Below are 25,850 nucleotides of genomic sequence, written 5' to 3' on the forward strand. Positions count from 1 at the left end.
TTAGTTCATTTAGTTCATTTAGTTCATTTTATCCAAAAGGGCTGATAAGAAATAATGCTGTTAGCACAGCTTTATTTCTTATCAGCCCTTTTATTTACTTAAGTACTATCTATTAAATTTTCTCATGACCAACAACAAGCGCTAGGTATCCCCACTCCCAAATAATACTTTCAAAGCTATTTTCTAAATACTCCTTGATGTCACTATGGTCATAACCTGTTATTCTTGAAATCACTGTTATGTAGTCACGAACCATAGTATAAGTCATTTCCTTACTACCTCCTGATAACCATTTTAAGAAAATCCCTTGCTTAATAACACTATATTCTAAGGTAATCCACTCAAAAGCAATGATTAAATCTTCTAGTGTCATATCAGGCATCAATGAGTTACCAAAAAGTTCAGCTACTAAATAATTTTTGAATAGTTTTTCATAAGGAATTAATTGTGCTTCAAAGTCTTCTAGCTTTTCTAAAAGCTCTTCATCAGAATATTCTTCTTCTAATGACTCTGCTAATACTGAAATCTCTTCTATATAGTTAACGTACAGCTTTTGCTTTCGGTAGTTCTCTACAATATCTAAGAAAAGTTCATTTCTTTCAAAAAAGGTATCCATTAAGTCAAATTTCATGTTTCTAATAGCCTCTACTACAGGCTCTAGATATTTTTTTGCTGAATGACTTTTAATCTGTTCCTGCGTTAACTTTTTCTTCGTCTGAAGGTCTAAAAGTGCATAAAATAGCATCATTAAGCGTTCTGGCACCGAATAGCTCTCTTCTTCCATAACTGCTATCAGCATATCACGTACGGCCATTAGTACTTCATCACTTTGTTTGCTGCTTCCTTCTTGCTGAAACTGGAGTTTTCCTTCATTTTCATTTAGCAAATCTACTACTGCTGGGCAACAAGAAGCCAGCGAGTACTCTGTTCTTTCTCCAAATTCATTAATCTGTCTTGGAAAAGTAGTGCAGGTGTCTGATAAATAAGCCTCACCTAACTCAATAACCAAATTGCACAGCTTCTTTTGATTTAAAAACGGACATTGCTGATCCTGTTTTAAGACCACAACATAACCATTTTCATCTTTTTTTACACAACTACATAACTCAAGAGGTTCATTATTTTTACCAGCTTCTGTTACTCCTTGTAATTGAACTCCCTGCCATTTTTGATGCGTCTCATCATCTACAGCAATTCGCCATTCCTGGCAGCAAGATAAAGAACACTTGTCTGCAATGCACTTAAACTGGTCATAATAATTCACTTTAATTGTATTACTCATGCCCTACTCCTTATATCCAGTCGTCTTCGTCTCCGCCTGTAATAGCAAGACTTAAAAGCTTATCCCACATTTCTATGTCTTCACCTTCTATTATTTTAACTAGCTGAGCCTTAGAGGTGATTTCTTCCATGACTTCATCAGGCCCAATCTCAGGGTCAAAATCCTTTTCGCAGTAAGGACAATCTATGATTTCTTCTAAGTGCAAAGATAAAAATCTAGTGCCACATTCGCTGCATTCATAATAGCCACATTTTTTAGTTCCATCTGGTACGTAATACATTATCTCTATTTCCTTCCTTTTCTGCTACTTTAGCTTTTTGCTACATTTCATCTTATCATAAAGCCATGGTCATTGGTATGAAAATGCTGTATTCACTAGCATAAATCAGTACTATCATCACGCCTCCAAGCACACCTATTTCCAATAAAATAAGAGGATATTTAATAACACCCTCTGCTTTTCTATAGTTTTATAACCCTTTCATACCATTAGGGTCCATAAGCCCAGTAAGTTCTACTATCTAGCGTAACTACAGCCACTACTAGGTCTTTCTTTACTTTCACTTACATAAGCAGCTCTAAATGCTTGGTTAAGTTCAGAAAGTTCTTTTTCTCCATTAATATATGGTTCATAAAAATCATAGCCATATCTGCCCCCACCATCTTCACAACCTAAATCACTATAACCAAGTGCATCTTTTACAATCTGTTCTCTTTGTTCTTTTGTTGTATTTTTAATTAAATATTGCTCCATATTATGCCTCTTTTCATTCATATGCTCTTATTATATCACAGATACTACATTGAACAAATTACACTCTACAATAAAATCTTAACAAAGGCCCTTGCTACTTATCATCATAGCAAAGGCCCTTTATTTTTATCTCTTGTTCTTGAGTTCATTTTTATTATCCCTTTTATAGCTTTTCTATGGCTTTTTTAAGGGTATACCAAGATAGCACTGCACATTTTACACGCGCTGGCATGGTAGAGATGGACTGGAAGGTCATAGCATCTTCAAGTACAGCTAGCTCTTCTTCTGAAGTAATTTCCTTTTTAATCATTTTAATAAAAGTCTCTGCTAGCTCCATTGCTTCATCTACTGTCTTTCCTTCTAAAAGCTCAATCATCATAGAAGTAGAGGCCTGAGATATAGCACAACCTACACCATGAAATCTCATTTTTGCTACTTTCCCATCTTCAATACAAATATCTAAATGGATATCATCTCCACAAGAAGGGTTATGTCCCCTCTCTCTTATTGTTGCTTCTTCTAACTCTCCCTTATAAGGAGAATACTGACTATGCTCTGCAATTAACTCTGTATAAATCAAATCAAGGTTCAAGTCTCATCACCCTCCTTACTTCTTTTAAGCCTTCTATTAAACGGTCTACATCTGATGAGCTATTATACAAATAAAAGGATGCTCTACAGCAAGCTGGCACATGTAAATAATGCATCAGTGGATGAGCACAATGGTGACCTACTCGAATAGCAATTCCCTGTGCATCTAATATACTTCCTACATCATGTGCATGTATGCCTTCTACATTGAAAGCTACTACTCCCAACTTATCTTCTAAACTGTCTCCTAAAAGCTGAATATAAGGAAGGTCTTGAAGTCTTTTTATTGCATAAGCGGCTATAGCCTGCTCATGGGCTTCTATACGGTCCATTCCTATATCCTTTAAGTAATCTATAGCCGCACCTAGTCCTACAATTCCTTCTACATTGATGGTACCTGCTTCTAATCTAGAAGGAAGGTCTGAAAAAGAAACACTCTGTTCCTCTACATATTCAACCATGCCTCCACCTAATAAAAGAGGCTCTAGCTTTTCTAAATGATTGAGCTTTCCATATAGAACACCTACACCAGTAGGCCCTAACATCTTATGAGCTGAAAAAGCCATAAAGTCCGCATCCAACTCTTTCACATCTACCTTACAATGTGGCACACTTTGTGTCGCATCTACAACGAGAATGGCACCTTGCTCGTGAGCTCTTTTTGCCACTTTTTCTATAGGTATTTTGTAGCCTAGCACATTAGAAACATGTGCTACAGCCACAACCTTAGTCTTATTTGTTATCTTTCTTTCTATTTCTTCTTCAGTAAGCTTTAGGGCATCATTTAAATACATATACTTTAAATTCGCTTTTTTTAGCTTTGCTATACGCTGCCAGGGTAATAGATTGGCATGATGCTCAGAAACAAGTAATACTATTTCATCCCCATCTTCAATCTGTGTATAGCCTGTCGCAATCATATTTAAACTTTCTGTTGCAGATCTAGTGAAAATAATTTGTTCCTTTGACGCTGCGCCTATAAAATCTCTCACCTTTTCTCTTGTATTTTCCAAGGCTTCATAGGCTCTTTCTGCTAATACATGACCACTTCTTCCTGCATTAGAATACTGATGCAATACATAGGTTCTTGTTTTTTCTAGTACAGCTAGTGGCCTTTGAGTAGTGGCTGCATTATCCAAATAAACTAAGGCTTGTTCATTAATGATTTCACCGAGAATAGGAAAGTCAGTCTTTGGAACCAAAGTTTCTAATGCAAGTTGTTTCATTTTCCTATCCTCCTACTTATTTCATTTGAAATGCTTTCTCTCATTTCCACTTCTTCTATTTCATCTAAAACAGGAGCAAGCTCAGCTTCCACCATGAGACATTTGCTTTGTTCTTCTGATAAACCACGACTCATCAGATAAAATAACTTATCTTTTGAAAGTTTACCAGAAGATGCAGAGTGATTTCCCATAATATCATCCTCATCGCACCAGAGCGCTGGTACTGCATAGGACTTAGCGTTAGGGCTTAATAAAATAGCATCTTCTATCTCAGAACCTTTAGCTCCTTTAGCCCCTTGTTTGAAATATAAATTTCCCTTAAAATCTTTATGTGCTTCATCTTGAAGTGCTCCTTTTACAATGACATCAGAAATCGTTCGTTTGCCTTTATGGAACACATCATATGCCATCATATGAGTTGTTTGTTCATCTATGAGATAACCTGCTTTAAGTTTACACCTTGAACCATCTCCATTAAGATAAATGGTAATGCTCTCTTTATTTTTACCCTTTCCTAGGTAAAGCGTCGTCAGCTCTAACTTGGCATCATCTTCTAGTTCTACGCTGAGCTTAAAAATAGCCTCTTCTTCTTGGTTAATCTCATTAATCATTGCTAATTTTAAATAGGATCCTCTACCGAGGGTAATATGCTTTTCCTTACCAGACATGTCTTCTTTTATAATGAGTAACTGGCTTTGCTTTGTATAGTCTTCTATATAATTAGATTGTAACTCCGTCATTTCTCCACCTCCTATCCAATAGTTCCCTTCATCTCTAAGTTAATTAGGTTATTCAGTTCAACAGCATAAGCTACTGGCAATTCTTTCGCTATAGGATCTACGAAGCCTCTTACAATGAGTCCTACTGCTTCTTCCTCTGTAAGTCCGCGGCTCATAAGATAAAAAATAGCTTCATCACTGATTTTACCTATTTTTGCTTCATGGGCGATTTCTACATCATCATTTTTAATATCCATAACAGGAACTGTATGAGATGCTGATATATCATCTAGCATTAATGCATCACAATTGACTGATGCTTTAGAACCATAAGCCTTAGGTGATATTTTAACCAATCCTCTGTAGGTTGTCTCTCCACCAGCCTTAGAAATAGACCTTGTATGAATAGTCGATTTAGTATGTGGTGCAAGGTGTGCCACCTTTGCTCCTGTATCCAAGTTTTGTCCCTTTGCTGCAAAGGTAATCCCTGTAAAATCACTACTAGCGCCTTCTCCGATCAAGACACTCATAGGGTATAACATAGACACTCTAGAACCAAAAGATCCTGATACCCATTCCATATGGGCATTTTTATGAATCATTGCCCTTTTCGTATTTAAGTTATACATATTTTTGGACCAGTTTTCTATTGTTGAATACCTTAGTCTTGCATTTTCTTTAACATAAAGCTCTACACAGCCTGCATGTAAATTAATAACATTGTGTTTTGGAGCTGAACATCCTTCTATAAAATGTAAACTTGCACCTTCTTCTACGATAATCAGAGTATGTTCAAACTGACCTGCTCCAGGTGCATTCAGTCTAAAATAGGATTGAAGAGGCATATTGACCTGTACGCCTTTAGGTACATATACAAATGAGCCTCCTGAGAAAACTGCCCCATGTAAAGCTGCAAATTTATGATCACTAGGTGGCACACACTTCATAAAATACTCTCTTACAATCTCTTCATAGTCTCTACAAGCTGTTTCGAAATCTGTATAAACAACCCCCTGAGCTTCTAACTCACGTTGAATAGAGTGATAAACTACCTCTGAATCATATTGTGCACCTACACCTGCTAAGCTAGAGGATTCTGCTTCTTGAATACCCAATCTATCAAAAGTATTAGCTATAGTTTGATCTACATTTTCCCAGTTATCACTTAGCTGTGATTTAGGTCTTACATAAGTTATAATATTATCAATATCTAATTCACTAAGATCTGGTCCCCATGTTGGCACAGGTATACTATTATAAATAGCCAGTGATTTTAATCTAAAGTCTAGCATCCACTGTGGCTCATTTTTTTCTTTTGAAATAGCTCTAATAACATCTTCAGTCAGCCCTTTTTCAGTTCTGTAACTATATTCATCTTTGTTCTTAATATCATATATGCCTCTTTCGACATCATCTACTACTGTTCTCATAGATTCACACCTTCTTTTTGAAGATATTTACCATATCCATTTGCTTCTATATCTTTAACGATTTCCATACCACCTGTTTTGACAATAGTTCCTGCCACTAATACATGAACATAATCTGGTTTAATCTCTTGAAGCATATGATTATGATGTGTCACGATTAAAAAGGCATTGTTTTCATTAGCTACTTTCAGTATACCTTCTGAAACAATTTTAGTAGCATCTACATCAAGTCCAGAGTCTGTTTCATCTAGCATAGCAAGCTTGGGTTGTAGCATTGCCATCTGAAGCACTTCACTTTTCTTTTTTTCACCACCTGAAAAGCCTACATTTAAATACCTATCTCTATATTCTTTAGAAATACTAAGCTCCTCCATCTTCTCTTCTAAAGCTTTTCTAAAAGCAACTAATCTTACAGGCTCAGTGCTTCTTGCCATTTTAGCGCTGCGAATAAAGTTCTCTATAGTAACCCCATTGATTTCTTCAGGATATTGAAAAGATAAAAAGATTCCTTTTCTAGCGCGTTCTGTTACTGAAACTTCTTCTAGGCTTTCTCCTTCAAATAAGATTTCTCCACTTGTTACCTCATATTTCGGATGCCCCATAATACTACTTGCCAAGGTAGACTTACCAGCTCCATTAGGTCCCATAATAACGTGAATTTCACCTGACTTAATCGTTAAATTAAGACCTTTTAAAATTTCTTTTCCTTCTACTTCTACATGTAAATCATTTATTTTAATTAATTCTTCCATTAGAATTTCTCCTTTATCAAATACATTTTAATTCCGAGTAACTTACTATGGATTAATTGTAAGCCAATAATAATTATTAGTCAATATTTTTTATCTTATATTTATGTTTTAATCTTATTAATTTTTTTATTTTTTATACTATGTAATTCTTTGCACACTAAAAGGACCTACTTAAATTCATACATTGTATGATAGATAAGTCGGTCCTTATGAGTTATAAAACCTTACCGACTTATAAGATTTTTTCAAATCCTATAAGCCTTAAGTTCCTTTTGGCCCATCTCCAGCACCATTGTCTGCGTAAGCCTCCGAGTCGAGAATGCTTTGGTTACTTTGATTATTCATCTTTGTTCCCTCCTACATTCAATTTGGTTTGGTTTTACAATACTAGTATGTGCGATTTATGAGAAATTATGTTGTAAAAATTTAACAAATACCCTTGCTACTCTTAATAATAGCAAGGGCATTTTGTTTTTATCTCTTACTCTTAAGTTCAATCATATCCCCATATACAGGTGTTGGCATGCCAAATCCACCTGAAACATCTACAATCTGACCAGTTGTATAAGCAGAGTCATCACTTGCAAAGTATAATACTGTTCCTGCAATTTCTTCTGGTAATCCCATACGCTTAATTGGTGTATGTTTTAAGAAGAATTCTTTGAATGCATCTGATAGATTATTATTTACAGCATCTGTTGCAGTCATCCCAGGAAGCACTGCATTGCAACGAATATTGTCTCTTGCACATTGGGTAGCAATAAGCTTTGTTAAATAATTAATAGCAGCTTTACTTGTTCCATAACCAATTTGAGAGATATCTGGGCGAATACCACCAATAGAAGAGATGTTGATAATACTTCCTCCTCCATTTGCTGCCATATGTGGAATAGCTGCTTGTGATGATAAAAATACGCTAGCTAAATTGATATCTACCGTTCCAATAAATTCATTATAATCCGTAGTCTTAATATCTAAATCTACTTTTGGATTAGAGGTTCCAAAGTTATTCACTAATATATCTATTTTCCCTTCTTGGCTAACTACTTCTTCTACCATAGTTTTATAACTTTCTTTTACTGTTGCGTCATTATAAACAACCTTTACCTGATAACCTTCTATATTTAATTCACTTGCAATCTCCTTGGCACGTTCTACATTTCTAGCACCCATATACACAGTAGCGCCTTCTTTTGCCAAACGTTCCACGCAAGCTAATCCAATTCCTCTTGTAGAAGCTGTTACTAATACTACTTTACCTTGTAATCTCATGATGTTTTCCTCCTATACAAGCTATTTTTATGTTCCCCATAAGTTTATATCTCCCATATATAATTATTATAAACGCAATCTTTATTTTAAAGCCTTTTAATATCATAGGAAATTTTGAAATCGTTATTCATGTTATACTAATATACTATCTATTCATTCTGCTTTATTGTTTTATAGAATCAGATATGTGATAATAGATTATTATAAAAAAGATAAAATAAGTAAGTAATTTCCTATGCTTCATGACGTTTTAAATAGCTGCTTAGAAGAAAAATAACCATTTATGGAGGGGATATATGAATTATTATCAAGAAAAGGTAGAGAATCAAGGTAATATACCTGCTCAGATTTATATTGGTAATAGCCAATGTATGAATTGTCATTATCCCCTACACTGGCATACCCATTTAGAGTTTAATTTGGTGCTAGAAGGAACAATCAAAGGAGTCATTAACGGCAACTCTGTAACTATTCCTCCAGGAGATATTTTTTTCGTCAATAGTAGTGATTTACATGAAACTGATGCAGTGGATCAAAATCACATGCGGGCTATTACACTTTTACTCTCTTATGATTTACTCAAGGAGTACTGCCCTGATGTAGATACTTATTATTTTAATTGGAGTGGCAATGATACGATTCATCAGCAACTCAAAAAGCTTATTCTAGAGTGTGCCAAACTCTCAGAAAAGAAAGATGCTTACTATGAATTAGAACTCTCTATTGCTCTCAGAAAGCTCTGCCTTATTTTGCTAAAAAATTGTAAGCATAAAAGGCAAGAAAAAAATCTAAGTAAGCCTGAGGTAAAAAGTATGGTAGATATTAGGAAAGTCATTGCCTTTATAGAAAATCATTATGAAGATGATCTTTCGCTATCAGAGATTGCGACTTACATCGGCATGTCTCCTAACTATTTTTCTCGCTTTTTCAAGAACGCTACTAATGAAACCGTACATAGTTATTTAACACACATCAGACTATATCACGCCCATAAAGAACTGCTAAATAGCACTCACTCTATAACAGAGCTTGCTTTAAACAATGGTTTTCCTAATGTAAAAGCCTTTATTGAGGCTTTTAAAAAAGCCTATGGTACAACTCCAAATAAATATAAGAATCAATTTGCCAAAAGATAAGATTTAACCATCTTAAGTAAATAATAAACAATACCCACTTCAAGTTGTGTTGTAAAATGACAATATAAATAATGGAGGTGGGGTTATGCATAAAGATTTAGAGGTAGCCTTTCATAATATGCTAGCGCTCTTGAAAAAGGATATGCGTTGTAAAGGAGGTTGGCATTATGGCTCTATTAGCCGAGGGCAAGATGATATTTATTCTGATTACGATCCAGTTTTTTTGGTAGCAGATAAAGATTTTGAAGCCTTTGCGGCAGACGTTCCCTATTTTCTTAGGGCTGTTTCCGATGAGCTTTTAATCTTTTGGCCAGAGAGCTTTAATGATGCTTCCTTCAAAAATTACTGCAGTGTCATTCGCCTGGGAGATAATCTCCATCAATTAGACTTTTTTATTATTAATCAGGACCACCCAGAAGCTTGGATGTGCAAACAACACTGTAAGGGTTGTACCAAGGAGCATATTCTTTTTGACCAAACAGGGGAGGTAGCTGATTTTCTTGACAAAGGCTATCGCACAGATAACTACATTCCTGACACCCTAAGAGCCATAGATACTTACTGGTTCCATATTGAGATGCTGATTAAATACTTCAAAAGAAATGATATCTTCAAATTAATAAAAAACATCCAAGAGTTCTTATTTCATTCACATGTGGATTTACTACTATCCTACTATGATAACTTAGATTGGGGTGCCTGGGAAAGCAAAGTAAAACACTGTATCCCTAATGAAAAACAAGAACACTTAAAAGCTTATTTTTCTAAAGCAGATCTTTGCAGCCTAGAAGCTGCTGTCAAAAAAAGTATGGTTCTTTTTAAACAAGATGCTGAAGAAATTTGTAGAGCGAAGAGTCTTGAATATCCTACTTTGGCCTCTGAACAAATTATTGCTTACTTTTATAAAAGATTGGCTTCCGATAACTGGAGCTAATCTTCTAGCTTTATCATCTCATAAAACCATCTAATAAAAAACACGAAGAGCAATGACTATTTGATTCATGGCCTTCGTGTTTTTTATTAGACTTTAACACCTTGCAGGAACAAATTCATTTAATCTATTAACTAACTTAAAGTTGCCACCTATATCACCTCTAATGGCTTGTTATCATTATTTGTTCCTTTATACCCCTATTATTCATAAATTGCAAGAAAGGAGGTAATCTTTCCTTCGGGATGGCACGACTCTAGAAGGCCAAACTCTGGATCATAATATTGCTGGTTATACAATAAGACCCAATGTGTATAAGTTGGCATATGTACTGTTAAAATAGCATACTCTGAAGGCATTGGATTCTTCTTTGAAATTCTCACGTTTTTTTCTGCATGTTTAATCTTATAGTAATCAAGGGCCTCGATCAGTTGACCTATTGAGGTTGGTCCTTCTGTCTTCATCACCTTGAAAACTTCCTCAATACTTTTATTTGCAATCATTGCTATACATGCTTGACCACAAGCACATGGATTAGGCTGCATCATTAGTTCCATCTAAATCCTCCTCATTACTGGCATATATTGTACAATGTCTGTATCGCCATCAATCATTGGTTCATTAATCACATACTCCTCCATAAAATGATGACTTCCAAAACAATACTTCTCATTATGCTCTATGGATTTAATAAAATTAAACCAAGATTGGCTATTCATTTTATACTTTATGAACCGTTTTAAATATAAACCACCTGTAAATGTTTCCTTTATAAGCTTCTCATCCTTTATTTCAAGCGCTTCTGGAATAGTTAAATATAAGGTATAAAAATACTCCGGTGTTCCTATCTTTTCAAAGTTGTAAAAGGCAAATAGCCTTGTCTCAGCTTTTTGAAACTCAATCCCATTGTTTTTTGCCCAATCAAATAAATATTTTCTTGCTTTATTTTCTGCATTTTTACCTTTTACAGTATAAGAAACACAGGTCAAAGGAGAAAGTAGCTCTTCCGTTTCCTCTGCCTTTAAATCACTACGTAATAGGATAGGCATATATAAATCCACTCCACCAATATGCTCCATGTCTTGTGTAAAACCTAGATGTTCCTCAAGCCATTGTGCCTCCCCATAGACATATTTACTTCCCTCTAACCACTTTTGAAATCTCTGCCAGCCTTTTATAATTGCTTCTCCAAGGCATTCGCCACGCTTAATAGCCGTTACTGCATATAATCCGCCACTCAGCTCTTTAGTCTTTACCTTTTCATCTTCCACTACTAAATCTTCTGGAATAGTAATACACACCTCATAGCCATACTCTTCTCCAGATGCATCCGTATCGGGTGCGTTATAACCAAAGATACGATAATTCCCATTATTAATATCTATATTATTTTTCTTAACCCAGTCCTGCATGACGCTAAAGGCACCATCTTCAGGATTTTTTCCGTAATAGCAATAGTAAGCAACTCTCATAGCTTTCATTTCTTTTAAAACTTTAATATCTGGATACTGCTCTGCAACCTCACTATCTTGTACTTCAAAATACTTGTCCATTACATCAACCCTTTCAAAAACATAATTTTTAATGCTATCCGTATACTTACTAGGTAAAAATCCCGTAATACTCTTAAAGCTTCTAGAAAAGGCATCTACACTATTGTAAGCATATTTTACAGCCACCTCTATGATTTTCTCCTTACCTTGTTTAAGATCACGAGCTGCGCAAGATATTCTGCGACATCGTATGTATTCTTTAGTCTGATAACCTGTAATAGCAAAAAACATCCGGTAAAAATTAGATACTGACATAAAAGCTTCTTTAGCTATATCCTCTATCTTCATCTCTTCTTCTAGAGAAGCTTCAATGTAGTCAATAGCTTTTTGAATCCTTTCATAATAATTCAAGGCTCTCCCCCCCTCTTTTGCTAAGTTGATATTATTATAGCAGTTCCCTCTTCCTAACATCCGACTTTTTCTCTAAAAAAACAGCCATGACCCATCCTCTAGCATGTGTCATGACTATTCTTACAAATTTTACCTCTTCCTAGCTAAAGATTATTTACTCATCTATTACTTTGTAGCCTCAGCATTTTTTCTATTAACCCACTCCGTAGAAATATCCATTGCAGCACGACAGGCTTTAGTTTGGTCTAAAGCATTAAGCATTACAAAATCATGGATGATCGCCTGAAAACGTATAGCTGTTACACTGACTCCTGCTTCTCGCAGCCTTCTAGCATAAGCTTCTCCCTCATCTCTTAGCACATCTGCTTCTCCATTTAAAACCATGGCATCAGGAAGCTCTTTTAATTCTTCTATAGTTGCTCTTAGAGGTGAGGCTGTTATCTGATTACGATCCTTTTTACTCATTGTATACTGATCCCAGAACCACATCATGCCTGCTCTATACAGATAGTAATTTACTGCAAACTTGTAGTAGGATTCCGTAGAAAAACAGGCATTTGTAACAGGATAATAGAGGAGCTGCTTATGGATTTTAGGCCCTTTTCTATACTTAGCCATAATCGTCATTATAGTTGCCATATTCCCTCCTACGCTATCTCCAGCAACTGTTAGGGTATCTAATCTAGCATTACAACTCGCTTGTACTAATAAATCTGGTAATAAACACATGACTTCATAGCACTGCTCAATGGCTGTAGGATATTTAGCTTCTGGTGATCGGCTATATTCGGGAAATATGACTATAGACTGTGTACGTGCAGCTAGTTCTCTCACTAATTTATCATGCGTATGAAAACTACCAAATACCCAGCCTGCTCCATGAATATAGTAAATCACATGAGGGCTGCCTACGATATTGTCCGGTATTACACAATAGACATTAATGGTCCCCCAATTGCTTGTTTGAACGGGTATTATTTTAATTTCAGCTGGATACTTATAAACAGGTGCATCCTGGGCACGTTCTAAAACCTCACGCCCCTGCTCTGGAGGAAGCTGAAAAATAAGAGGTGGTTTGGAGCTCTTATCACAAACCAATTCTGCTTCTCTTTCTAAAGGTACTGTTCTCCTCATATATCTATTCTCCTTTACAACTTTTTGGGGCAATCTTCTAAACCTCTTATCTTTGTTGTAAAATCTTAGGTATTTCACTTCCAATATATGATTGAACCTCCAGAAGTTTACTACTTCTTGGCGTATGAATTGATTGCTCTTTTATAACTACTTCATTGGTAATGATTTCTTGACTCTATTTCCCTTTCCACCAATCAGCAGTCAATTCTTTATAATCTATTCTTGCCCAATTAGTAGACGATTGACCCGTCTGTAAGTTTATATTCTGCTTATAACAATACGTCTTGGGCCAAGTACAAAATATGGATTTTTTCTGCAACATGACTTTTGTTAAAAACATCTTGTTGTGAACAATCCATCCATCAGTAGGTATCATTGTAATTTCAACATGTTCTTCTTGTCTTGCTACTTTATATTTACCAGAAAAATACCCCATAGACGCATCCATCTCTATCTTAAAACGACCATTCACCTCTGTATTTTTCATACGTAATAAATCGGGAAAGGCATCTACAAATTTCAATATAAAAATATGTTTTGAGTTCTGGAATCTTAGGGATTCCATCAGCTTCATATCCTCTACTGTTTGATAGGTTGCAATTAATCCCTGTTCATGAATTTCATGATTGTTACAAGGATGGGTCTGTAAAATCACTTCTTGTTTTTTCCCAAACTCAACCAGCTCACAATCATAGCCATATCTAGTAAAATGGCGCATTTGTCCATCTTTTGGAATAGGTACTGGGAATGCATCTGGTGGTATGTCTTTCCCATCGATTTGTATTTTAAGGATAGTATTTTTCTTTCTCACTAAATCAAATTGGTACATAGCAAAGGCTGGAAAGGATACTGGATTTCTTGAAGATACGCCTATTGGTGCTATAAGATCAAAGGTCCTGCTTGGTTTCTTTCCATGTTCCCTTGCAACTACATCTATTAGCCTTCCTTTATAATCACGAAAACAAAATTCAACTTGAATGCCCTCCTCTGTTAGCTGAAAACATCCTCTATCAAAAGTCACTTTACGATAGTGCTTGAGTCCCTTATCGCATACCTCAAACTTTCCAACTTCCTTAATGCATAAACTTTCTTCATCGTATACATCCACATATCTATCATTTCGATAAGCAATGACCCTAAAACCTTTTCCTTCGTTTTCTGTGGCTAGGTACTGTAATTCAAGGCCTGCATAAATTGCTTCTGGATTTTTTTCAAAGTTAAAAAGGATGAGTTTCTTAATGGGTACAATTTCCATGGTAAAAGGTTGGAGAACCTCACCATTCATTATCTTCATATAAATAGCCTCCTAATGACTCTTTTTTTACATTTACTGTATGGTACCGCCTAAATTGTGATTCATCTTCTTGAGTGTTCCTATAGCCATTTTTAATTCTTCCTTACTAATTCCCCTATACATTTCTTGCATAAATTGGTTAGTAGCTGCTAAATTCACTTGTTCTAGCTTTGTCATTTTATCCGTAGCAACAAGTCTTAGTTTTCTTTTATCTTTTTCATCTTGTATGATTCGCAAATACCTATTTTGCTCCAATTGTGTTGCCATACGCTTCACATTCTGATAAGAACAGCCAATGAACTCCCCTGTTTCTTTCAAAGTGGGTGCTTCTTCTCCCATTACACTTAATGCAACCATCATAAAATGCTGCTTCATAGTAATGTCCTCAAACTGACTGTCCCCTATTGTTTGAATACGATTGCATAACGCAAAGAGCATCCCATATAACATTAGCTCTTCATCAATTCCTTCTAATTTCAATCTACGCCCTCCTTTTTCAAGAATATATAATATATTATGTATTTTATCTTAAAATATAATATGTTATGTATTTTGTCAAGAAGCAATCAACTATCCTTAGCCGTATTGGCACTATTAATGGTACCTTCAAAATATATTTATTAAGTAAAACTGTTTTTCTCTATAATATGTATGATCTCTTGATTAATCTGTTCTGCAATTTCATGATTAATTCCATGTCCAACACCTTCAAAAAATTTCACACGCATCTTTTTCTCTCTCAGTATAGCTTCTCCACCAAGCTTTTCAAAAGGATCTTCCAGTCCTACAAGGAAAAATGCCTTTGTACGAAGTAACTCTATCTCTTTTTCTGATAAAGAAGATATACTATGATACTTCATAGCCATATTATTAAATCCCCGCATAAGCCAACAAAAATGTTCTAGCAGTAATGGATTCTCTATAAATACCTCTGTATGTTCTCCTGTCATTTTTGATAGCAACTTCTGTACATTCTTTCGTGTTGGAACCAAAGCTTCTGGAAAAAATACTTTAAACATGGTTTTCATGCTACTTCCACTTTTCACTGCTGCCACACTAGCTGCCATGACAATAGGTATCTGCACTCTTTCTGGCCTTTTCACCGTATAAAGCTGCACTAGGTATCCCCCATGAGATACGCCTATCAAAGACGCTTTAGCTAGTCCAAGTCCATTTAAAGTATCATCTATCCACAAAGCATCATCAAATCCTTTTCCGTAAGCTTCTCCAGGCTTGGTTTTTCCAGGCCCTCCAATAGTATCTACAGCAAATAGCTGAAAATGTTTTCCTAGCTCTTTTGCATTATAGTACCACATTAATGCAGAATCATCCCCCACTCCATGAAACAAAACGATAGGCAGCCCATCTTTCTTCCCCCAGCTAATAACATGTGTGTTTCCATAACGGGTAGAAATCATTTGTTCTTCATATGAAATCCCCCACTGTTTTAAAAGTTCATCATATGTTCTTAAAATTGCCTGCTCTGCTTTTTTGCTTCGATATACTTTTACCATCCTCTCACCTCATCTTCTGATATAAGTCTCTCATATTTCTTTCTATCTCATTTCTAGCTTGCTCTTTTCTTTCCTCCGTTAGTTCCATCCCCATACAATTTTTCTGAAATGAAAAGTAGATAATAGAATAATATTCCTGTGCCAATACCTCTGCTTGATTTTCCTTTATATATCCCCGTTCTATCATCTGTCCAAACACCTTCTCCTGTTGCTCAAGAGGAAAAGTAAATACCAGATTTTGATAAGTATCTGCGGCCTTTTGATCTGACATTCGTTCAATAGTTAGTGTTGCAATCATCTTATAGACATATGGATTTAACAGATAGTCATTTAGAACGCCCACTGCTACTTTGCATATATCCTCATTTGATACTTCTCCTGCTCTAGCGAAAGCTGTATCAAACTGGTTCCTCATAGTTTCTATCAAGCTTTCGATTTTCTCTAATAAGGCATCCATAATTGCCTGCTTATTAGCAAAATGATAGTAAATGCTACTTTCCCTAAAACCTAGTTCTTTACAAATATCACGTATAGAAACCGCCCTATAACCATAACGTGAAAATAATTCTAATGCTATCTGTTCAATCTTTTCCTTTGTATTCTCCTTTTCTATCATCTTATTCTCCTTTACTTAACGAGTGTTAAGTTAATACTACTTAACATTCGTTAAGTTGTCAAACAATAAAAAATTCTGCTAATTTTCCTTCCACAAAGTTTTTCATTTCATCAGTTTTATTTATTATCCCATTAGACTATTAAAAAGCTCATATCCATACTACATTTCTTTATTTTCTACGCATAAGTTCAAACCAGAATTTTACTCCTTCATCTGTGTTGTTGACTCCATAGGGCATTTTATGAAGTTCTAATACGTTACGTACAATAGATAGTCCAAGGCCCGTCCCTCTTTCACATCTTTCTTTTTCCTTATCCCCTTTATAAAAAGCGTCCCAAATTAGAGGAAGCTGATTTTCTGAAATAGGCTCTCCTTCATTTTCAATGACTACTATTCCTTTTTCAATTGAGATTTGAATCTTTCCGCCCTCTGGTGTATGTATAATTGCATTGATTACTAGATTATTGATTACTTGCATCATTCTTTTGTAGTCTGCTACAATCTCCCACTCCTGATCAGCAGTAAAAGTTACTTCTAATTCCTGATTTTCAAAAAGTCTTTCTTTATTTTTTAAGACCTCTTGGATAAGGGTATTCAGACAAAATGTTTCTTCCTTCAATGCATAGGCCTTTGATTCTAGCTTTGATAAGTCCAGCATTTCTAGTATAAGCTCATCCATCTTGGCAGTCTCATCTATGATGACTTCTAGATAATGATCTCTTTTTTCTTCTGAAATATGCTCCTTTAACCCTTCACTATAAGTACGAATAATGCCTAAAGGTGTTTTTAACTCATGACCAATAGTGTCTGTAAGCTCTCTTCTATTCTTCTCTAAGAGTGTCTGCTTTTCATAAGTTTTCCATAATCCCCTAGATAAAATAACTACTAGTAGAACTATCATGATTAAAGAAAATACATATACAGGTACTAAATTTTTTATGGCTATTTCTAATGGAAAGCTAACTGTATTTACCACTAAATAATAGTTTTTTCCACCCTCACTAAAATACCATATGATCTGTCCTTTCTCTTTATAAAATTCACTTTCAAAGGATGATATTGTTATCTGCTCCTTGGCTTCCTGCATCATTTCCTTAGTAAGTGTCGGTGTACATGTCTCAAATCTCCTTAAGATCTTCTCATTCCTACTTCTCTTCATAAGGGAGTAGCTATCCCCTGTATTCATAAGCCCTACATTTACTATACTCTCTGGGTAAAATGTACAGTTATCTGCCCTATACTTCTTTAGCCCTTCTACATCTTCTACTATAAAAGTATATTCCTCAAAAAACTCACGCTTTATCCGCGAAGCACTTTTTATGATTTGCTTATCAACAATTGCATCCGTTGGCTTCCACTCCTCTTTATAAATCGTTATTTTTTCAGGAATAATTTCGTTTTTATTTTGATATCCTGATACACTTAATGAAAACTTTAGGATATCATTTTCCTTTTGTATTAGTTCAAACAAATGAGTAATCTGCTCACTACTAAGGTATTTATCCACATCAACTAGTGCAAAATAGGATTCATATGAATCTCTACCAAAATTACTTTCATTAACTATAATGGGCTTTGGACAAGCTATATAGTTGCCTGTTTTTACTACCTTCTCCCCTGTTTCTGTATAAAGAGCCGCTCTTATGTAATTCTCATTAGTGCAAAAGAAATCTCTCTGCGTAATAAAAAAATAACTTAAAGGTATATCTAGATTTCTGTGTTCAGCACTAAACTCAGGTGCTGAAGGTATATATTTCATAATAGAGGAGCAAAATCCAGCTCTCCTATTTTCGCAGTCAGCTTTACTATTTTTATACTGCACAAACGTAAATAGGCTCATAATACCTATATAAAAAGCAAAAAAAGCCGCAAATACTCTTAAAAGTATTTTCCGAAAGCTCATCTTATTTTTCATTGGTTGCCACCTCCAGCTTATAGCCCACTTTCATGATTGTACGAATAGCCTTGCCACTTTTACCCAATGCTTTTCTAAGTTTTTTTACATGAGTATCTATCACCCTATCATTCCCTTCAAAGTCATACCCCCACAACCTTACGATAAGCTGGTCTCTTGTAATGACTTGACTTTTATTTCTCATGAAATAAACAAGCATCCTATACTCCATAGGAGCTAGCTTGATTTCTTCCCCTCCTACAGTCACCTCTAATTTCTTGCAATCTATACAAATATCATTAACCTTCAGCTTGTCCTCAATAATGGTTCCTTTTGCCCTCTTAATAAGAGAAATAACTTTAGCATATAATACCCCTAAAGAAAAAGGCTTTGTCACATAATCATCTGCCCCTAACTCATACCCGTAGAGCTGATCTTCTTCATCAGATTTTGCTGTAATAAAAATAATGGGGGTTTCATACCGAAGGCGTACCTCTTTACATACTGTAAAACCATCTATTCCTGGCATCATCACATCTAGTAAGATTAAATCAAAGCTTTCTTTTTCTAAAATACTCAGCGCTTCTCTCCCCTGATTCACGCAGATAACCTTACAGTCTTTAACTTGAAAGTAATCACTGATTATCTCCTGCATTCTCTTTTCATCTTCTACTAATAATATTTTATCCATTTCTGTCCTCCCCTTTTCCCTCTCATAATAGTAGCATAATCTGTCTTTTTTATGACCTTTTGTATGTAAAATACACTGTTATAAAAATCCCCAACCAAGTGCTACTAGTACTTGGTTGGGGATTTTTATTTTCTATTCAAATTATGCCTTTATCGCCCATCTCATTTTCGTTGAGCGAGCGCGACCATTCATATTACATTCTTCTGCTGATGGTCTGATAACCTCAGTGGCAATTTCACTATAAACCCCTTCACGGAGTAATCTTTTAAAGGATTTTTTGACAAGTCTATCTTCTCCTGAATGGAACGTTAGTATGGCAACACGTCCTCCTTTGGCAAGAACATTAGGAAGCTTTTCTAAGAATTCTTCCAGCACTTCAAACTCACTATTAACATCAATTCGTAATGCTTGGAACGTTCTTTGACATGATTTCTTAATCGCTTCTTTTCGTTTATCTTCTGGAATAAATTCAAGAGCTTCTCCTATAACTTGTTGAAGCTTGGTAGTCGTAGAAATATAATCTCTTTTTCTTATTTTAGAAATAATAGCCTCTGATATCTCCTTGGCATAGGGTTCATCCGAATTTTCAATTAGCATACCTTCTAATTCTTTTTGTGTCATATCTTTTAAACGTTCAGCTGCCGATATACCTTTCTCAGGATTCAATCGTAAATCCAATGGCCCTTCATATTTAAATGAAAAACCTCTATCTGGATTATCAATTTGCATTGAAGAGACACCTAAATCCGCTAACATAAAATCAAATAAGCCATTTTCTGCAGCTACTTGATCAATATCCCGAAAGTTCAGCTGCTTAATTGTTAATATTTCTTCTCCATACCCTAAATCTTCTAACCGTTTTTTTGTTTTTACTATTTCAATAGGATCTACATCCAAGGCATACATATGCCCCTTAGCTTCTAAGCATTTTAACATTTCTAAAGTATGACCGCCATATCCAAGGGTTGCATCTAGTCCCTTTTGCCCCGGTTTTATTTGTAAAAATTCTAGTATTTCTTTAACACATATAGATATATGCATACCAGCAGGTGTACTTCCTTTTTTGATTACCTTCTCAATCGTATCTCCATATTTTTCAGGCTGAAGTTCTTTGTATTTTTCTTTATAATTTTTGGGATGAGTTCCTTTATATCTCACACGTCGTTTGTGCTTTTGCTCTTGATTATCCATGGATTTCCTCGTAACTTTCCTCGTTTTAGTTGTTTTGACTATTTTCCAATATTAAATTATATATATCTTTTAATTAATAGTAGCACATCCATCTAGTACTTACAAAATTATTATACCTTTATGTTTATTTTGCAATATTAATGCCATTCATTATCTCTTGTTAATATCAAATACATACCTAGCTTATACTTTAGCTTGAATAGGTAAAATAGCGTAATGATTACTATATATTTTGTCTTTATATGTAAATGGTACTGGATAGGAAAATAATGGGCCATCTGATACAAAGGTATGATATTCTCCATTTTCTCCACAAGCATCTGCTCCTTCTAATACAATGGATGAAATGATTTTAGCAGATAAACACTTTCCTAAATGCTTCTCGCTAAGCCTTGTCGTATCTACCACTGTAATATTGGCTTTAAATCCCACCTTTATGAATTCCTCCACTAAGGCTCTCCTCTCTTCCTTCCAAAGTGGAAAGAAAGCTTCTATGCCAACTGCTTTGCAGCGCTTTGTGCACCACTCTAAATGCTCCTCAATATCAATATCACCAAAAATACAAACCTCTACCCCGTTTTCCTTTTGAAACAAAAGCTCTTTTTCAAAATTCTGGGCATATTCCTCACCAGAAGTTTTGATGAGCCTGATAGGAATATTCAATGACTTTGAAACCTCTTGAATCACCTTTTCCGGTACGCCATGAAACCACGATTCATTTCTATCTGTATTAAATGTAATAATGAGTGCAACAGGCTCCATTCCCATTTGAATAGCTCTATATATGGCTAACAGACTGTCTTTCCCACCACTATAGGATGCAACGAATTTTTTACCTCTATGATTCATTTTATTATTTTCTCCTTATATTCATCTCTCTTGTTAGAGCCTATAATACGTATTTCATGTATAACCCCTATAGGGTCATCTTGATTATATTAAATTTAATATTTATACACAACTGTCTATCCCAAGTGCCTACAGTCTTCGGCTTAGTAATTAACTGATTGTAACATCATATATAAAAAATGAGTATATGTCACACGGCATATACCTGTTTGATTAGAGGAATATTGGGAACATTACGTAATCTTTTTCGTCAAATCTAATAGAAGATTAAATAAAACATCTTATTAGGAGGAACCCAGATGAAACAATACCTATTATTACTTACCACCATGACCTGTATGTCTCTGCTATTGGTAGGTTGTAATCAAAGTGCTCTTGCTCCAGGAAGTGAGGGACATTCCAAATCTGCTATAGCCACCAATGTAGAAGAAATAAAAGAGACCGAAGAAGTTGCATTGGACAGGCGTCCTATGGTAATGGTAAATGGCGAATTATACCTTGATACAGGTCGTGAAAGCGATATTGAAGGTAGATGTGGTGTGATGGACGGAGAAATCACTTCAGCCGTAGATACCTCTAAAATCCCAATCCAAGATAACCAATCCAATTTTGGAGATGGTTATGGTTATCAATATGTAGATGAAAACAGCATCGATTTATACATGAATGAGAAGTGGATAAGATTTGAAAAAGAAACTACGGATACTTGGGGTATCCAACTAACGGCTAGCAAAGTTACCTCTTCTGGACTGACATTGGTATGTAATCAGTCAGGTGGCCAGCCAACAGGAAATTTACAAACTGGTAGTCCTTATTGGCTAGAAGTCCAAATAAACAATGAATGGGTCCCCGTAGAAATGTTGCCCTCAGAATATGAACGAGGTTGGACACAAGAAGCTTGGATTATCCCCATGAATAACAGCATAGAATGGGTAGTGAACTGGACAGAGCTATATGGCAATCTTCCTGCTGGCAAATACAGAATAGGTAAAGAGATTATGGATTTTAGAGGTACAGGAGATTATGATACCAATACTTACTATGCTAACTTTGAAGTATAGTATTATTTACACTTTCTACTTTACTAATCAGTTATAGAAGTAACACCTAAGAGTCTGAAAAAAGCAAGAATCCCAAACTATGTACCCTCCTACATAGTTTGGGATTCTTGTTTTTTCTATTTATAATATCTAAACTTAAATAATCTATTTTATTTATTTTACATACATAAAGGTAATTTTTTTATTAATGTTTACATACCTTAGTGATTAATGCTGCAGAAATTCTTTCTATGATTATTCCTATCACTGTAATACCTACAAAGAGTAATAATGTATTCATACTGATAAGAGGAAGCTTTAAAATCTTATGGAATAATAATACTGCAGTGAAAAATCCAATTGTAGTCGTAACAGCTAGGAATGCTCTTAGCTTATTAAATGGCATGCAAGATTTAATAACCCCAACAATGCCTAGCATACCTACAGTTAAATACATAAGTAGCGCTGTCTGCTCACTATCATTTGGAACTATAAATGATGCAGCTCCAATAATAATGCAACATAGTGTGATGGCAATCGCATTAGGTGCTGCACTTTTTAAGGCTGTAGGAAGGAATTTTCCTTTGACTTTTGTATCATTAGGCTCAAAGGAAATAAAGAATGATGGATAGCCCTCTATGGCCAGGTCAATTAAGGTAATTTGTATCGGTATAAAAGGAAAATCCATATTAAGTAATACACAAATAATACATAGCAATACAGAATAAATCGTTTTTATAAAAAATACGCCAGCTGATTTCGTAACATTGTTTACAACCCTTCTTCCTTCTGCAAGAACGTTCTTTAGTACAGAAAAATCCGAGCCAAGTAGTACTAGCTGCGCCGTTTGTCTAGCAGCATCACTTCCGTTCCCCATTGCAATAGAACAATCTGCTTGTTTCATTGCTAGAAGGTCATTGACTCCATCGCCAGTCATTGCCACACTGTGTCCCTCTTTTTGCATGGCACTAATCAGATGTTTTTTCTGTTGTGGTGTCACACGTCCGAAAACGGAATACTCTTTTGCTACCTTTGGAATGTCCGTATCATTTACTGTAGACATATCGATAAAGCTACTAGCATCTTTTATTCCTGCTTTTGCTGCAACAGCTGATACTGTAACTGGATTATCACCAGAAATAACTTTTACATCAACATCTTGGTTATGGAAATAAGAAATGGCAGAAATAGCATTTTTTCTTATTGGGTCACTAATAATGATAGCAGCAAGTAGCTTCACTTCACTAGCGCAGAGCGTTTTATCCTCTATTTTATTCGCTACACCTGCAAGCAAAATTCTCTTGCCATCTTTCATCTCATGGCGTACCTCCTCTGGAAGCTCCTTATCACAAAGCTTCTCAGGTGCACCAATCACAAATGTATCCCCATGATCAAAGGTTACAGCACTCCATTTTCTATCAGAGGAAAAAGGAATCTTTGAAGTTACTTGAAACTCATCTGCTTCTGGGAAATAATCTTTCATGGCTTGAAATGTTGCATTATTGTCATCTGTATTGCCTAAGAAAACACCCATAATCGTGCTAAATGGTATCTTGAAATCATCATCAAGCATGATAACATTCTCAACTTGCATTTTGCCTTCTGTTATTGTACCTGTTTTGTCTAGGCATATAATATCAACGTGTGCAAGAGATTCTAGAGAATATAAATCCTGTACGAGTACTTTCTGCTTAGAAAGCCTAACAATTCCTGTAGCTAGTCCAATACTAATAAGTAAAACAAGTCCTTTAGGAAGCATGCCTAGTAGCCCTGCTGCTGTCGAAACAACTGCTGTTTGAAGGGAATTACTTCTTAGAAAATAAGCTTCAAGGAATAGAAGCACACCTAATGGAATAATCAACCAGCCTGTAAACCCAGTCACTTTTCTCATAGAAAGCATTAGCTCTGAATTTACCTTTTTAAGTTTTTTTACCTCATCAGCTATTTTAGAAACATAGTTCTCACTACCTGTATGAAGTACCTTTGCTTGACACTTCCCACTGATAACTGAACTACCTGATAAAAGTGAATCCCCTTCTTTCTTTATGATAGGGTCTGATTCTCCAGTAAGTAGTGATTCATTGACTTCTAACTCACCTGAGATAATCACACTGTCGGCACAGATTTGATTGCCACTTTCAAGTAAAAGAATATCTTGATCTTCTACCTCTTGAATTGAAATATGCATTTTTTCATTGTTTCTGATGACATCGGCCGTTGGCATTGACAATAAAGATAACTCTTCTACTAGCTTCTTGGCTTTTAATTCCTGTACAATTCCAATGCAAACATTAACCGCTATAATAAGTATGAAGAACATGTTCGACCATGCCCCTACGCAGGCAAGGGCAATTGCAATAAGTAGATTAAATAGATTGAAAAGCGTACAGATATTATCCTTAAATATCTGCCCTGTCGTTTTTGTTATTTGGTTTTCCTTATTCATTTAAATTAACCTTTTGTATTACCTTTCTTTTAGATGTTAATACTTGTCCATTGAGGATGGTATAAAACTGTTCCCCAAATATCACTAGTAATAGAATCAAATCATTATATCATTTACGATGGAGAATTGAAACTTTATTCGGTAAATTGAAATATATGATTAAATTAACTTCTTGTATTGAATACACAACCTATATCAACTATATAATTTTTTGAGACAGATAGCAATCTATCTTTTAAGAACATGCACCTGTGTATCAGAGGTTTATTATCTTACCCATATTATTAGGCATATTTATTCCAATGATAATAATAGCAAAAAAATATGAATAATTTTTGTAAGATACTAAAATCTATAAAATATCAAAACCGTATTCATTAATGCTTCTTTCACATTTCTGAATACGGTTTTTTATATCAAACTAAATCCTTCACGATTTCACTGGCAATAATAAGTCCAGCTACTGATGGTACAAAGGCTATACTTCCTGGTATATCTCTGCGATCCGTGCATTTTCTTTCTGCTCCTGGTGGGCAAATACAATGACTTTTACAACTTATGGACATATCTTCTAATGGCTTAATCGGTTTCTCCGTAGAATAAACAACTTTTAGAGATTTAACACCACGCCTCTTTAACTCTCTTCTCATCACCTTTGCTAAAGGACACATCTGGGTTTTATAGATGTCTGCGACCTCAAACTTTGTTGGATCTAGCTTGTTTCCTGCTCCCATACAACTAATAACCGGCACCTTTGCTTCTTGAGCTTTCATAATAATTGAGATTTTTGCAGTTACAGTATCCACTGCATCTACAACATAGGTATAGCTTGAAAAGTCAAATTCCGCTGCTGTTTCTGGCAGATAAAAGCACTTATGAATCTGTACATCTGCCTTTGGATTAATCTCTAAAATGCGGTCACGCATGACCTCTACTTTATATTGCCCTACCGTTCTTCTAGTAGCTATAATTTGTCTATTAATATTGGTTAAACAGACTTTATCATCATCAACTAAAACAAATGCCCCAACGCCGCTCCTAGCCAAGGCTTCAACAACATAACCACCCACACCTCCAATGCCAAATACTGCCACTCTCGCATGAGCTAATGTTTCTATTCCTGTTTCTCCAATAAGTAATTGTGTTCTAGAAAACTGATTTAACATAACACCCTTCTTTTCTCG

At 35.3% G+C, this 25,850-nt stretch carries 25 protein-coding genes; 3 read left to right on the top strand and 22 right to left on the bottom strand.

All coding sequences use genetic code 11. The annotated features are described in order from the left end of the window. Window positions 1–112: 112 nt before the first annotated feature. From fliB to hdhA, 9 genes are all read right to left on the bottom strand, one after another. Entirely contained in the window at window positions 113–1,282 is a 1,170-nt protein-coding gene (gene fliB / locus EKH84_RS19330; RefSeq protein ID WP_127067553.1) for a flagellin lysine-N-methylase, read from the bottom strand. 10 nt (window positions 1,283–1,292) lie between these two features. Continuing rightward, window positions 1,293–1,562 (bottom strand): hypothetical protein, encoded by a 270-nt coding sequence (locus EKH84_RS19335; RefSeq protein ID WP_127067554.1) that lies wholly within the window; start codon window positions 1,560–1,562, stop codon window positions 1,293–1,295. Window positions 1,563–1,799: 237 nt separating this feature from the next. After that, window positions 1,800–2,036, bottom strand: a complete 237-nt coding sequence (locus EKH84_RS19340) for a purine biosynthesis protein PurH (protein ID WP_127067555.1) — start codon at window positions 2,034–2,036, stop codon at window positions 1,800–1,802. Between the two features lie 163 nt (window positions 2,037–2,199). Further along, the gene (gene sufU / locus EKH84_RS19345; protein ID WP_013658253.1) at window positions 2,200–2,628 is read right to left on the bottom strand and encodes a Fe-S cluster assembly sulfur transfer protein SufU; all 429 of its coding nucleotides are present in this window, start codon (window positions 2,626–2,628) and stop codon (window positions 2,200–2,202) included. Further along, the gene (locus tag EKH84_RS19350; protein ID WP_127067556.1) at window positions 2,618–3,853 is read right to left on the bottom strand and encodes an aminotransferase class V-fold PLP-dependent enzyme; all 1,236 of its coding nucleotides are present in this window, start codon (window positions 3,851–3,853) and stop codon (window positions 2,618–2,620) included. The genes sufU and EKH84_RS19350 overlap by 11 nt, the downstream gene beginning before the upstream one ends. Further along, entirely contained in the window at window positions 3,850–4,593 is a 744-nt protein-coding gene (locus EKH84_RS19355) for a SufB/SufD family protein (protein ID WP_127067557.1), read from the bottom strand. Before EKH84_RS19355 ends, EKH84_RS19350 begins: the two co-directional genes overlap by 4 nt. 11 nt (window positions 4,594–4,604) lie before the next feature. Continuing rightward, window positions 4,605–6,002, bottom strand: coding sequence for a Fe-S cluster assembly protein SufB (gene sufB / locus EKH84_RS19360; protein ID WP_013658256.1), 1,398 nt, complete (start codon window positions 6,000–6,002; stop codon window positions 4,605–4,607). Beyond that, on the bottom strand, window positions 5,999–6,754 hold the full coding sequence (gene sufC, locus EKH84_RS19365; protein WP_127067558.1) for a Fe-S cluster assembly ATPase SufC: 756 nt from the start codon (window positions 6,752–6,754) through the stop codon (window positions 5,999–6,001). Before sufC ends, sufB begins: the two co-directional genes overlap by 4 nt. Window positions 6,755–7,228: 474 nt before the next feature. Continuing rightward, window positions 7,229–8,026 (bottom strand): 7alpha-hydroxysteroid dehydrogenase, encoded by a 798-nt coding sequence (gene hdhA, locus EKH84_RS19370; RefSeq protein ID WP_013658258.1) that lies wholly within the window; start codon window positions 8,024–8,026, stop codon window positions 7,229–7,231. A gap of 296 nt (window positions 8,027–8,322) precedes the next feature. Here hdhA and EKH84_RS19375 point away from each other — a divergent pair, with 296 nt between their 5' ends. After that, entirely contained in the window at window positions 8,323–9,162 is an 840-nt protein-coding gene (locus EKH84_RS19375) for an AraC family transcriptional regulator (protein ID WP_127067559.1), read from the top strand. 85 nt (window positions 9,163–9,247) lie between these two features. Further along, the gene (locus tag EKH84_RS19380) at window positions 9,248–10,096 is read left to right on the top strand and encodes an aminoglycoside 6-adenylyltransferase (protein ID WP_127067560.1); all 849 of its coding nucleotides are present in this window, start codon (window positions 9,248–9,250) and stop codon (window positions 10,094–10,096) included. Between the two features lie 200 nt (window positions 10,097–10,296). On the opposite strand, the gene EKH84_RS19385 is transcribed toward EKH84_RS19380, so the two are convergent. From EKH84_RS19385 to EKH84_RS19435, 11 genes are all read right to left on the bottom strand, one after another. After that, window positions 10,297–10,650 (bottom strand): hypothetical protein, encoded by a 354-nt coding sequence (locus EKH84_RS19385; RefSeq protein WP_127067561.1) that lies wholly within the window; start codon window positions 10,648–10,650, stop codon window positions 10,297–10,299. Continuing rightward, window positions 10,651–11,997: an AraC family transcriptional regulator gene (locus tag EKH84_RS19390; RefSeq protein ID WP_127067562.1), complete on the bottom strand. Its 1,347-nt coding sequence runs from the start codon at window positions 11,995–11,997 to the stop codon at window positions 10,651–10,653. 165 nt (window positions 11,998–12,162) lie between these two features. Beyond that, a complete protein-coding gene (locus EKH84_RS19395; RefSeq protein WP_127067563.1) occupies window positions 12,163–13,131 on the bottom strand; it encodes an alpha/beta hydrolase in 969 nt (322 codons plus the stop codon). A 175-nt stretch (window positions 13,132–13,306) separates the two neighbouring features. Continuing rightward, a complete protein-coding gene (locus EKH84_RS19400; protein WP_127067564.1) occupies window positions 13,307–14,425 on the bottom strand; it encodes a hypothetical protein in 1,119 nt (372 codons plus the stop codon). 33 nt (window positions 14,426–14,458) lie between these two features. Then, entirely contained in the window at window positions 14,459–14,905 is a 447-nt protein-coding gene (locus tag EKH84_RS19405) for a MarR family transcriptional regulator (RefSeq protein WP_127067565.1), read from the bottom strand. Window positions 14,906–15,045: 140 nt separating this feature from the next. Beyond that, a complete protein-coding gene (locus tag EKH84_RS19410) occupies window positions 15,046–15,939 on the bottom strand; it encodes an alpha/beta fold hydrolase (protein WP_127067566.1) in 894 nt (297 codons plus the stop codon). A gap of 4 nt (window positions 15,940–15,943) precedes the next feature. After that, complete coding sequence (locus EKH84_RS19415) at window positions 15,944–16,555, bottom strand: TetR/AcrR family transcriptional regulator (protein WP_127067567.1); 612 nt, start codon at window positions 16,553–16,555, stop codon at window positions 15,944–15,946. Between the two features lie 169 nt (window positions 16,556–16,724). Next, the gene (locus EKH84_RS19420) at window positions 16,725–18,470 is read right to left on the bottom strand and encodes a sensor histidine kinase (RefSeq protein WP_127067568.1); all 1,746 of its coding nucleotides are present in this window, start codon (window positions 18,468–18,470) and stop codon (window positions 16,725–16,727) included. Then, window positions 18,460–19,140: a response regulator transcription factor gene (locus tag EKH84_RS19425; protein ID WP_127067569.1), complete on the bottom strand. Its 681-nt coding sequence runs from the start codon at window positions 19,138–19,140 to the stop codon at window positions 18,460–18,462. The genes EKH84_RS19420 and EKH84_RS19425 overlap by 11 nt, the downstream gene beginning before the upstream one ends. Before the next feature lie 141 nt (window positions 19,141–19,281). Beyond that, window positions 19,282–20,331, bottom strand: a complete 1,050-nt coding sequence (rsmH, locus tag EKH84_RS19430; RefSeq protein ID WP_127067570.1) for a 16S rRNA (cytosine(1402)-N(4))-methyltransferase RsmH — start codon at window positions 20,329–20,331, stop codon at window positions 19,282–19,284. Between the two features lie 183 nt (window positions 20,332–20,514). Continuing rightward, window positions 20,515–21,180: a diphthine--ammonia ligase gene (locus EKH84_RS19435; protein WP_127067571.1), complete on the bottom strand. Its 666-nt coding sequence runs from the start codon at window positions 21,178–21,180 to the stop codon at window positions 20,515–20,517. Between the two features lie 299 nt (window positions 21,181–21,479). On the opposite strand from EKH84_RS19435, the gene EKH84_RS19440 reads away from it, so the two are divergent. Then, window positions 21,480–22,241 carry an immunoglobulin-like domain-containing protein gene (locus EKH84_RS19440; RefSeq protein ID WP_127067572.1) on the top strand — a complete coding sequence of 254 codons (762 nt, stop codon included), beginning with the start codon at window positions 21,480–21,482 and terminating at the stop codon, window positions 22,239–22,241. 184 nt (window positions 22,242–22,425) lie between these two features. Here EKH84_RS19440 and EKH84_RS19445 read toward each other — a convergent pair whose 3' ends face one another. Next, window positions 22,426–24,666, bottom strand: coding sequence for a cation-translocating P-type ATPase (locus tag EKH84_RS19445; protein ID WP_127067573.1), 2,241 nt, complete (start codon window positions 24,664–24,666; stop codon window positions 22,426–22,428). 416 nt (window positions 24,667–25,082) lie between these two features. Further along, complete coding sequence (locus EKH84_RS19450) at window positions 25,083–25,832, bottom strand: tRNA threonylcarbamoyladenosine dehydratase (RefSeq protein WP_127067574.1); 750 nt, start codon at window positions 25,830–25,832, stop codon at window positions 25,083–25,085. Window positions 25,833–25,850: the final 18 nt, after the last annotated feature.

The sequence above is a fragment of the Cellulosilyticum sp. WCF-2 genome (assembly GCF_003990395.1).
In the GTDB taxonomy this organism is placed as follows: Bacteria; Bacillota; Clostridia; order Lachnospirales; family Cellulosilyticaceae; genus Cellulosilyticum; species Cellulosilyticum lentocellum.

Excerpts from the sequence above, each read along its gene's own strand:
- fliB (WP_127067553.1), bottom strand. The coding sequence starts at position 1,282 with ATGAGTAATACAATTAAAGTGAATTATTATGACCAGTTTAAGTGCATT.
- EKH84_RS19335 (WP_127067554.1), bottom strand. The coding sequence starts at position 1,562 with ATGTATTACGTACCAGATGGAACTAAAAAATGTGGCTATTATGAATGC.
- EKH84_RS19340 (WP_127067555.1), bottom strand. The coding sequence starts at position 2,036 with ATGGAGCAATATTTAATTAAAAATACAACAAAAGAACAAAGAGAACAG.
- EKH84_RS19350 (WP_127067556.1), bottom strand. The coding sequence starts at position 3,853 with ATGAAACAACTTGCATTAGAAACTTTGGTTCCAAAGACTGACTTTCCT.
- EKH84_RS19355 (WP_127067557.1), bottom strand. The coding sequence starts at position 4,593 with ATGACGGAGTTACAATCTAATTATATAGAAGACTATACAAAGCAAAGC.
- sufB (WP_013658256.1), bottom strand. The coding sequence starts at position 6,002 with ATGAGAACAGTAGTAGATGATGTCGAAAGAGGCATATATGATATTAAG.
- sufC (WP_127067558.1), bottom strand. The coding sequence starts at position 6,754 with ATGGAAGAATTAATTAAAATAAATGATTTACATGTAGAAGTAGAAGGA.
- hdhA (WP_013658258.1), bottom strand. The coding sequence starts at position 8,026 with ATGAGATTACAAGGTAAAGTAGTATTAGTAACAGCTTCTACAAGAGGA.
- EKH84_RS19375 (WP_127067559.1), top strand. The coding sequence starts at position 8,323 with ATGAATTATTATCAAGAAAAGGTAGAGAATCAAGGTAATATACCTGCT.
- EKH84_RS19380 (WP_127067560.1), top strand. The coding sequence starts at position 9,248 with ATGCATAAAGATTTAGAGGTAGCCTTTCATAATATGCTAGCGCTCTTG.
- EKH84_RS19385 (WP_127067561.1), bottom strand. The coding sequence starts at position 10,650 with ATGGAACTAATGATGCAGCCTAATCCATGTGCTTGTGGTCAAGCATGT.
- EKH84_RS19395 (WP_127067563.1), bottom strand. The coding sequence starts at position 13,131 with ATGAGGAGAACAGTACCTTTAGAAAGAGAAGCAGAATTGGTTTGTGAT.
- EKH84_RS19400 (WP_127067564.1), bottom strand. The coding sequence starts at position 14,425 with ATGAAGATAATGAATGGTGAGGTTCTCCAACCTTTTACCATGGAAATT.
- EKH84_RS19410 (WP_127067566.1), bottom strand. The coding sequence starts at position 15,939 with ATGGTAAAAGTATATCGAAGCAAAAAAGCAGAGCAGGCAATTTTAAGA.
- EKH84_RS19415 (WP_127067567.1), bottom strand. The coding sequence starts at position 16,555 with ATGATAGAAAAGGAGAATACAAAGGAAAAGATTGAACAGATAGCATTA.
- EKH84_RS19420 (WP_127067568.1), bottom strand. The coding sequence starts at position 18,470 with ATGAAAAATAAGATGAGCTTTCGGAAAATACTTTTAAGAGTATTTGCG.
- EKH84_RS19425 (WP_127067569.1), bottom strand. The coding sequence starts at position 19,140 with ATGGATAAAATATTATTAGTAGAAGATGAAAAGAGAATGCAGGAGATA.
- rsmH (WP_127067570.1), bottom strand. The coding sequence starts at position 20,331 with ATGGATAATCAAGAGCAAAAGCACAAACGACGTGTGAGATATAAAGGA.
- EKH84_RS19435 (WP_127067571.1), bottom strand. The coding sequence starts at position 21,180 with ATGAATCATAGAGGTAAAAAATTCGTTGCATCCTATAGTGGTGGGAAA.
- EKH84_RS19440 (WP_127067572.1), top strand. The coding sequence starts at position 21,480 with ATGAAACAATACCTATTATTACTTACCACCATGACCTGTATGTCTCTG.
- EKH84_RS19445 (WP_127067573.1), bottom strand. The coding sequence starts at position 24,666 with ATGAATAAGGAAAACCAAATAACAAAAACGACAGGGCAGATATTTAAG.
- EKH84_RS19450 (WP_127067574.1), bottom strand. The coding sequence starts at position 25,832 with ATGTTAAATCAGTTTTCTAGAACACAATTACTTATTGGAGAAACAGGA.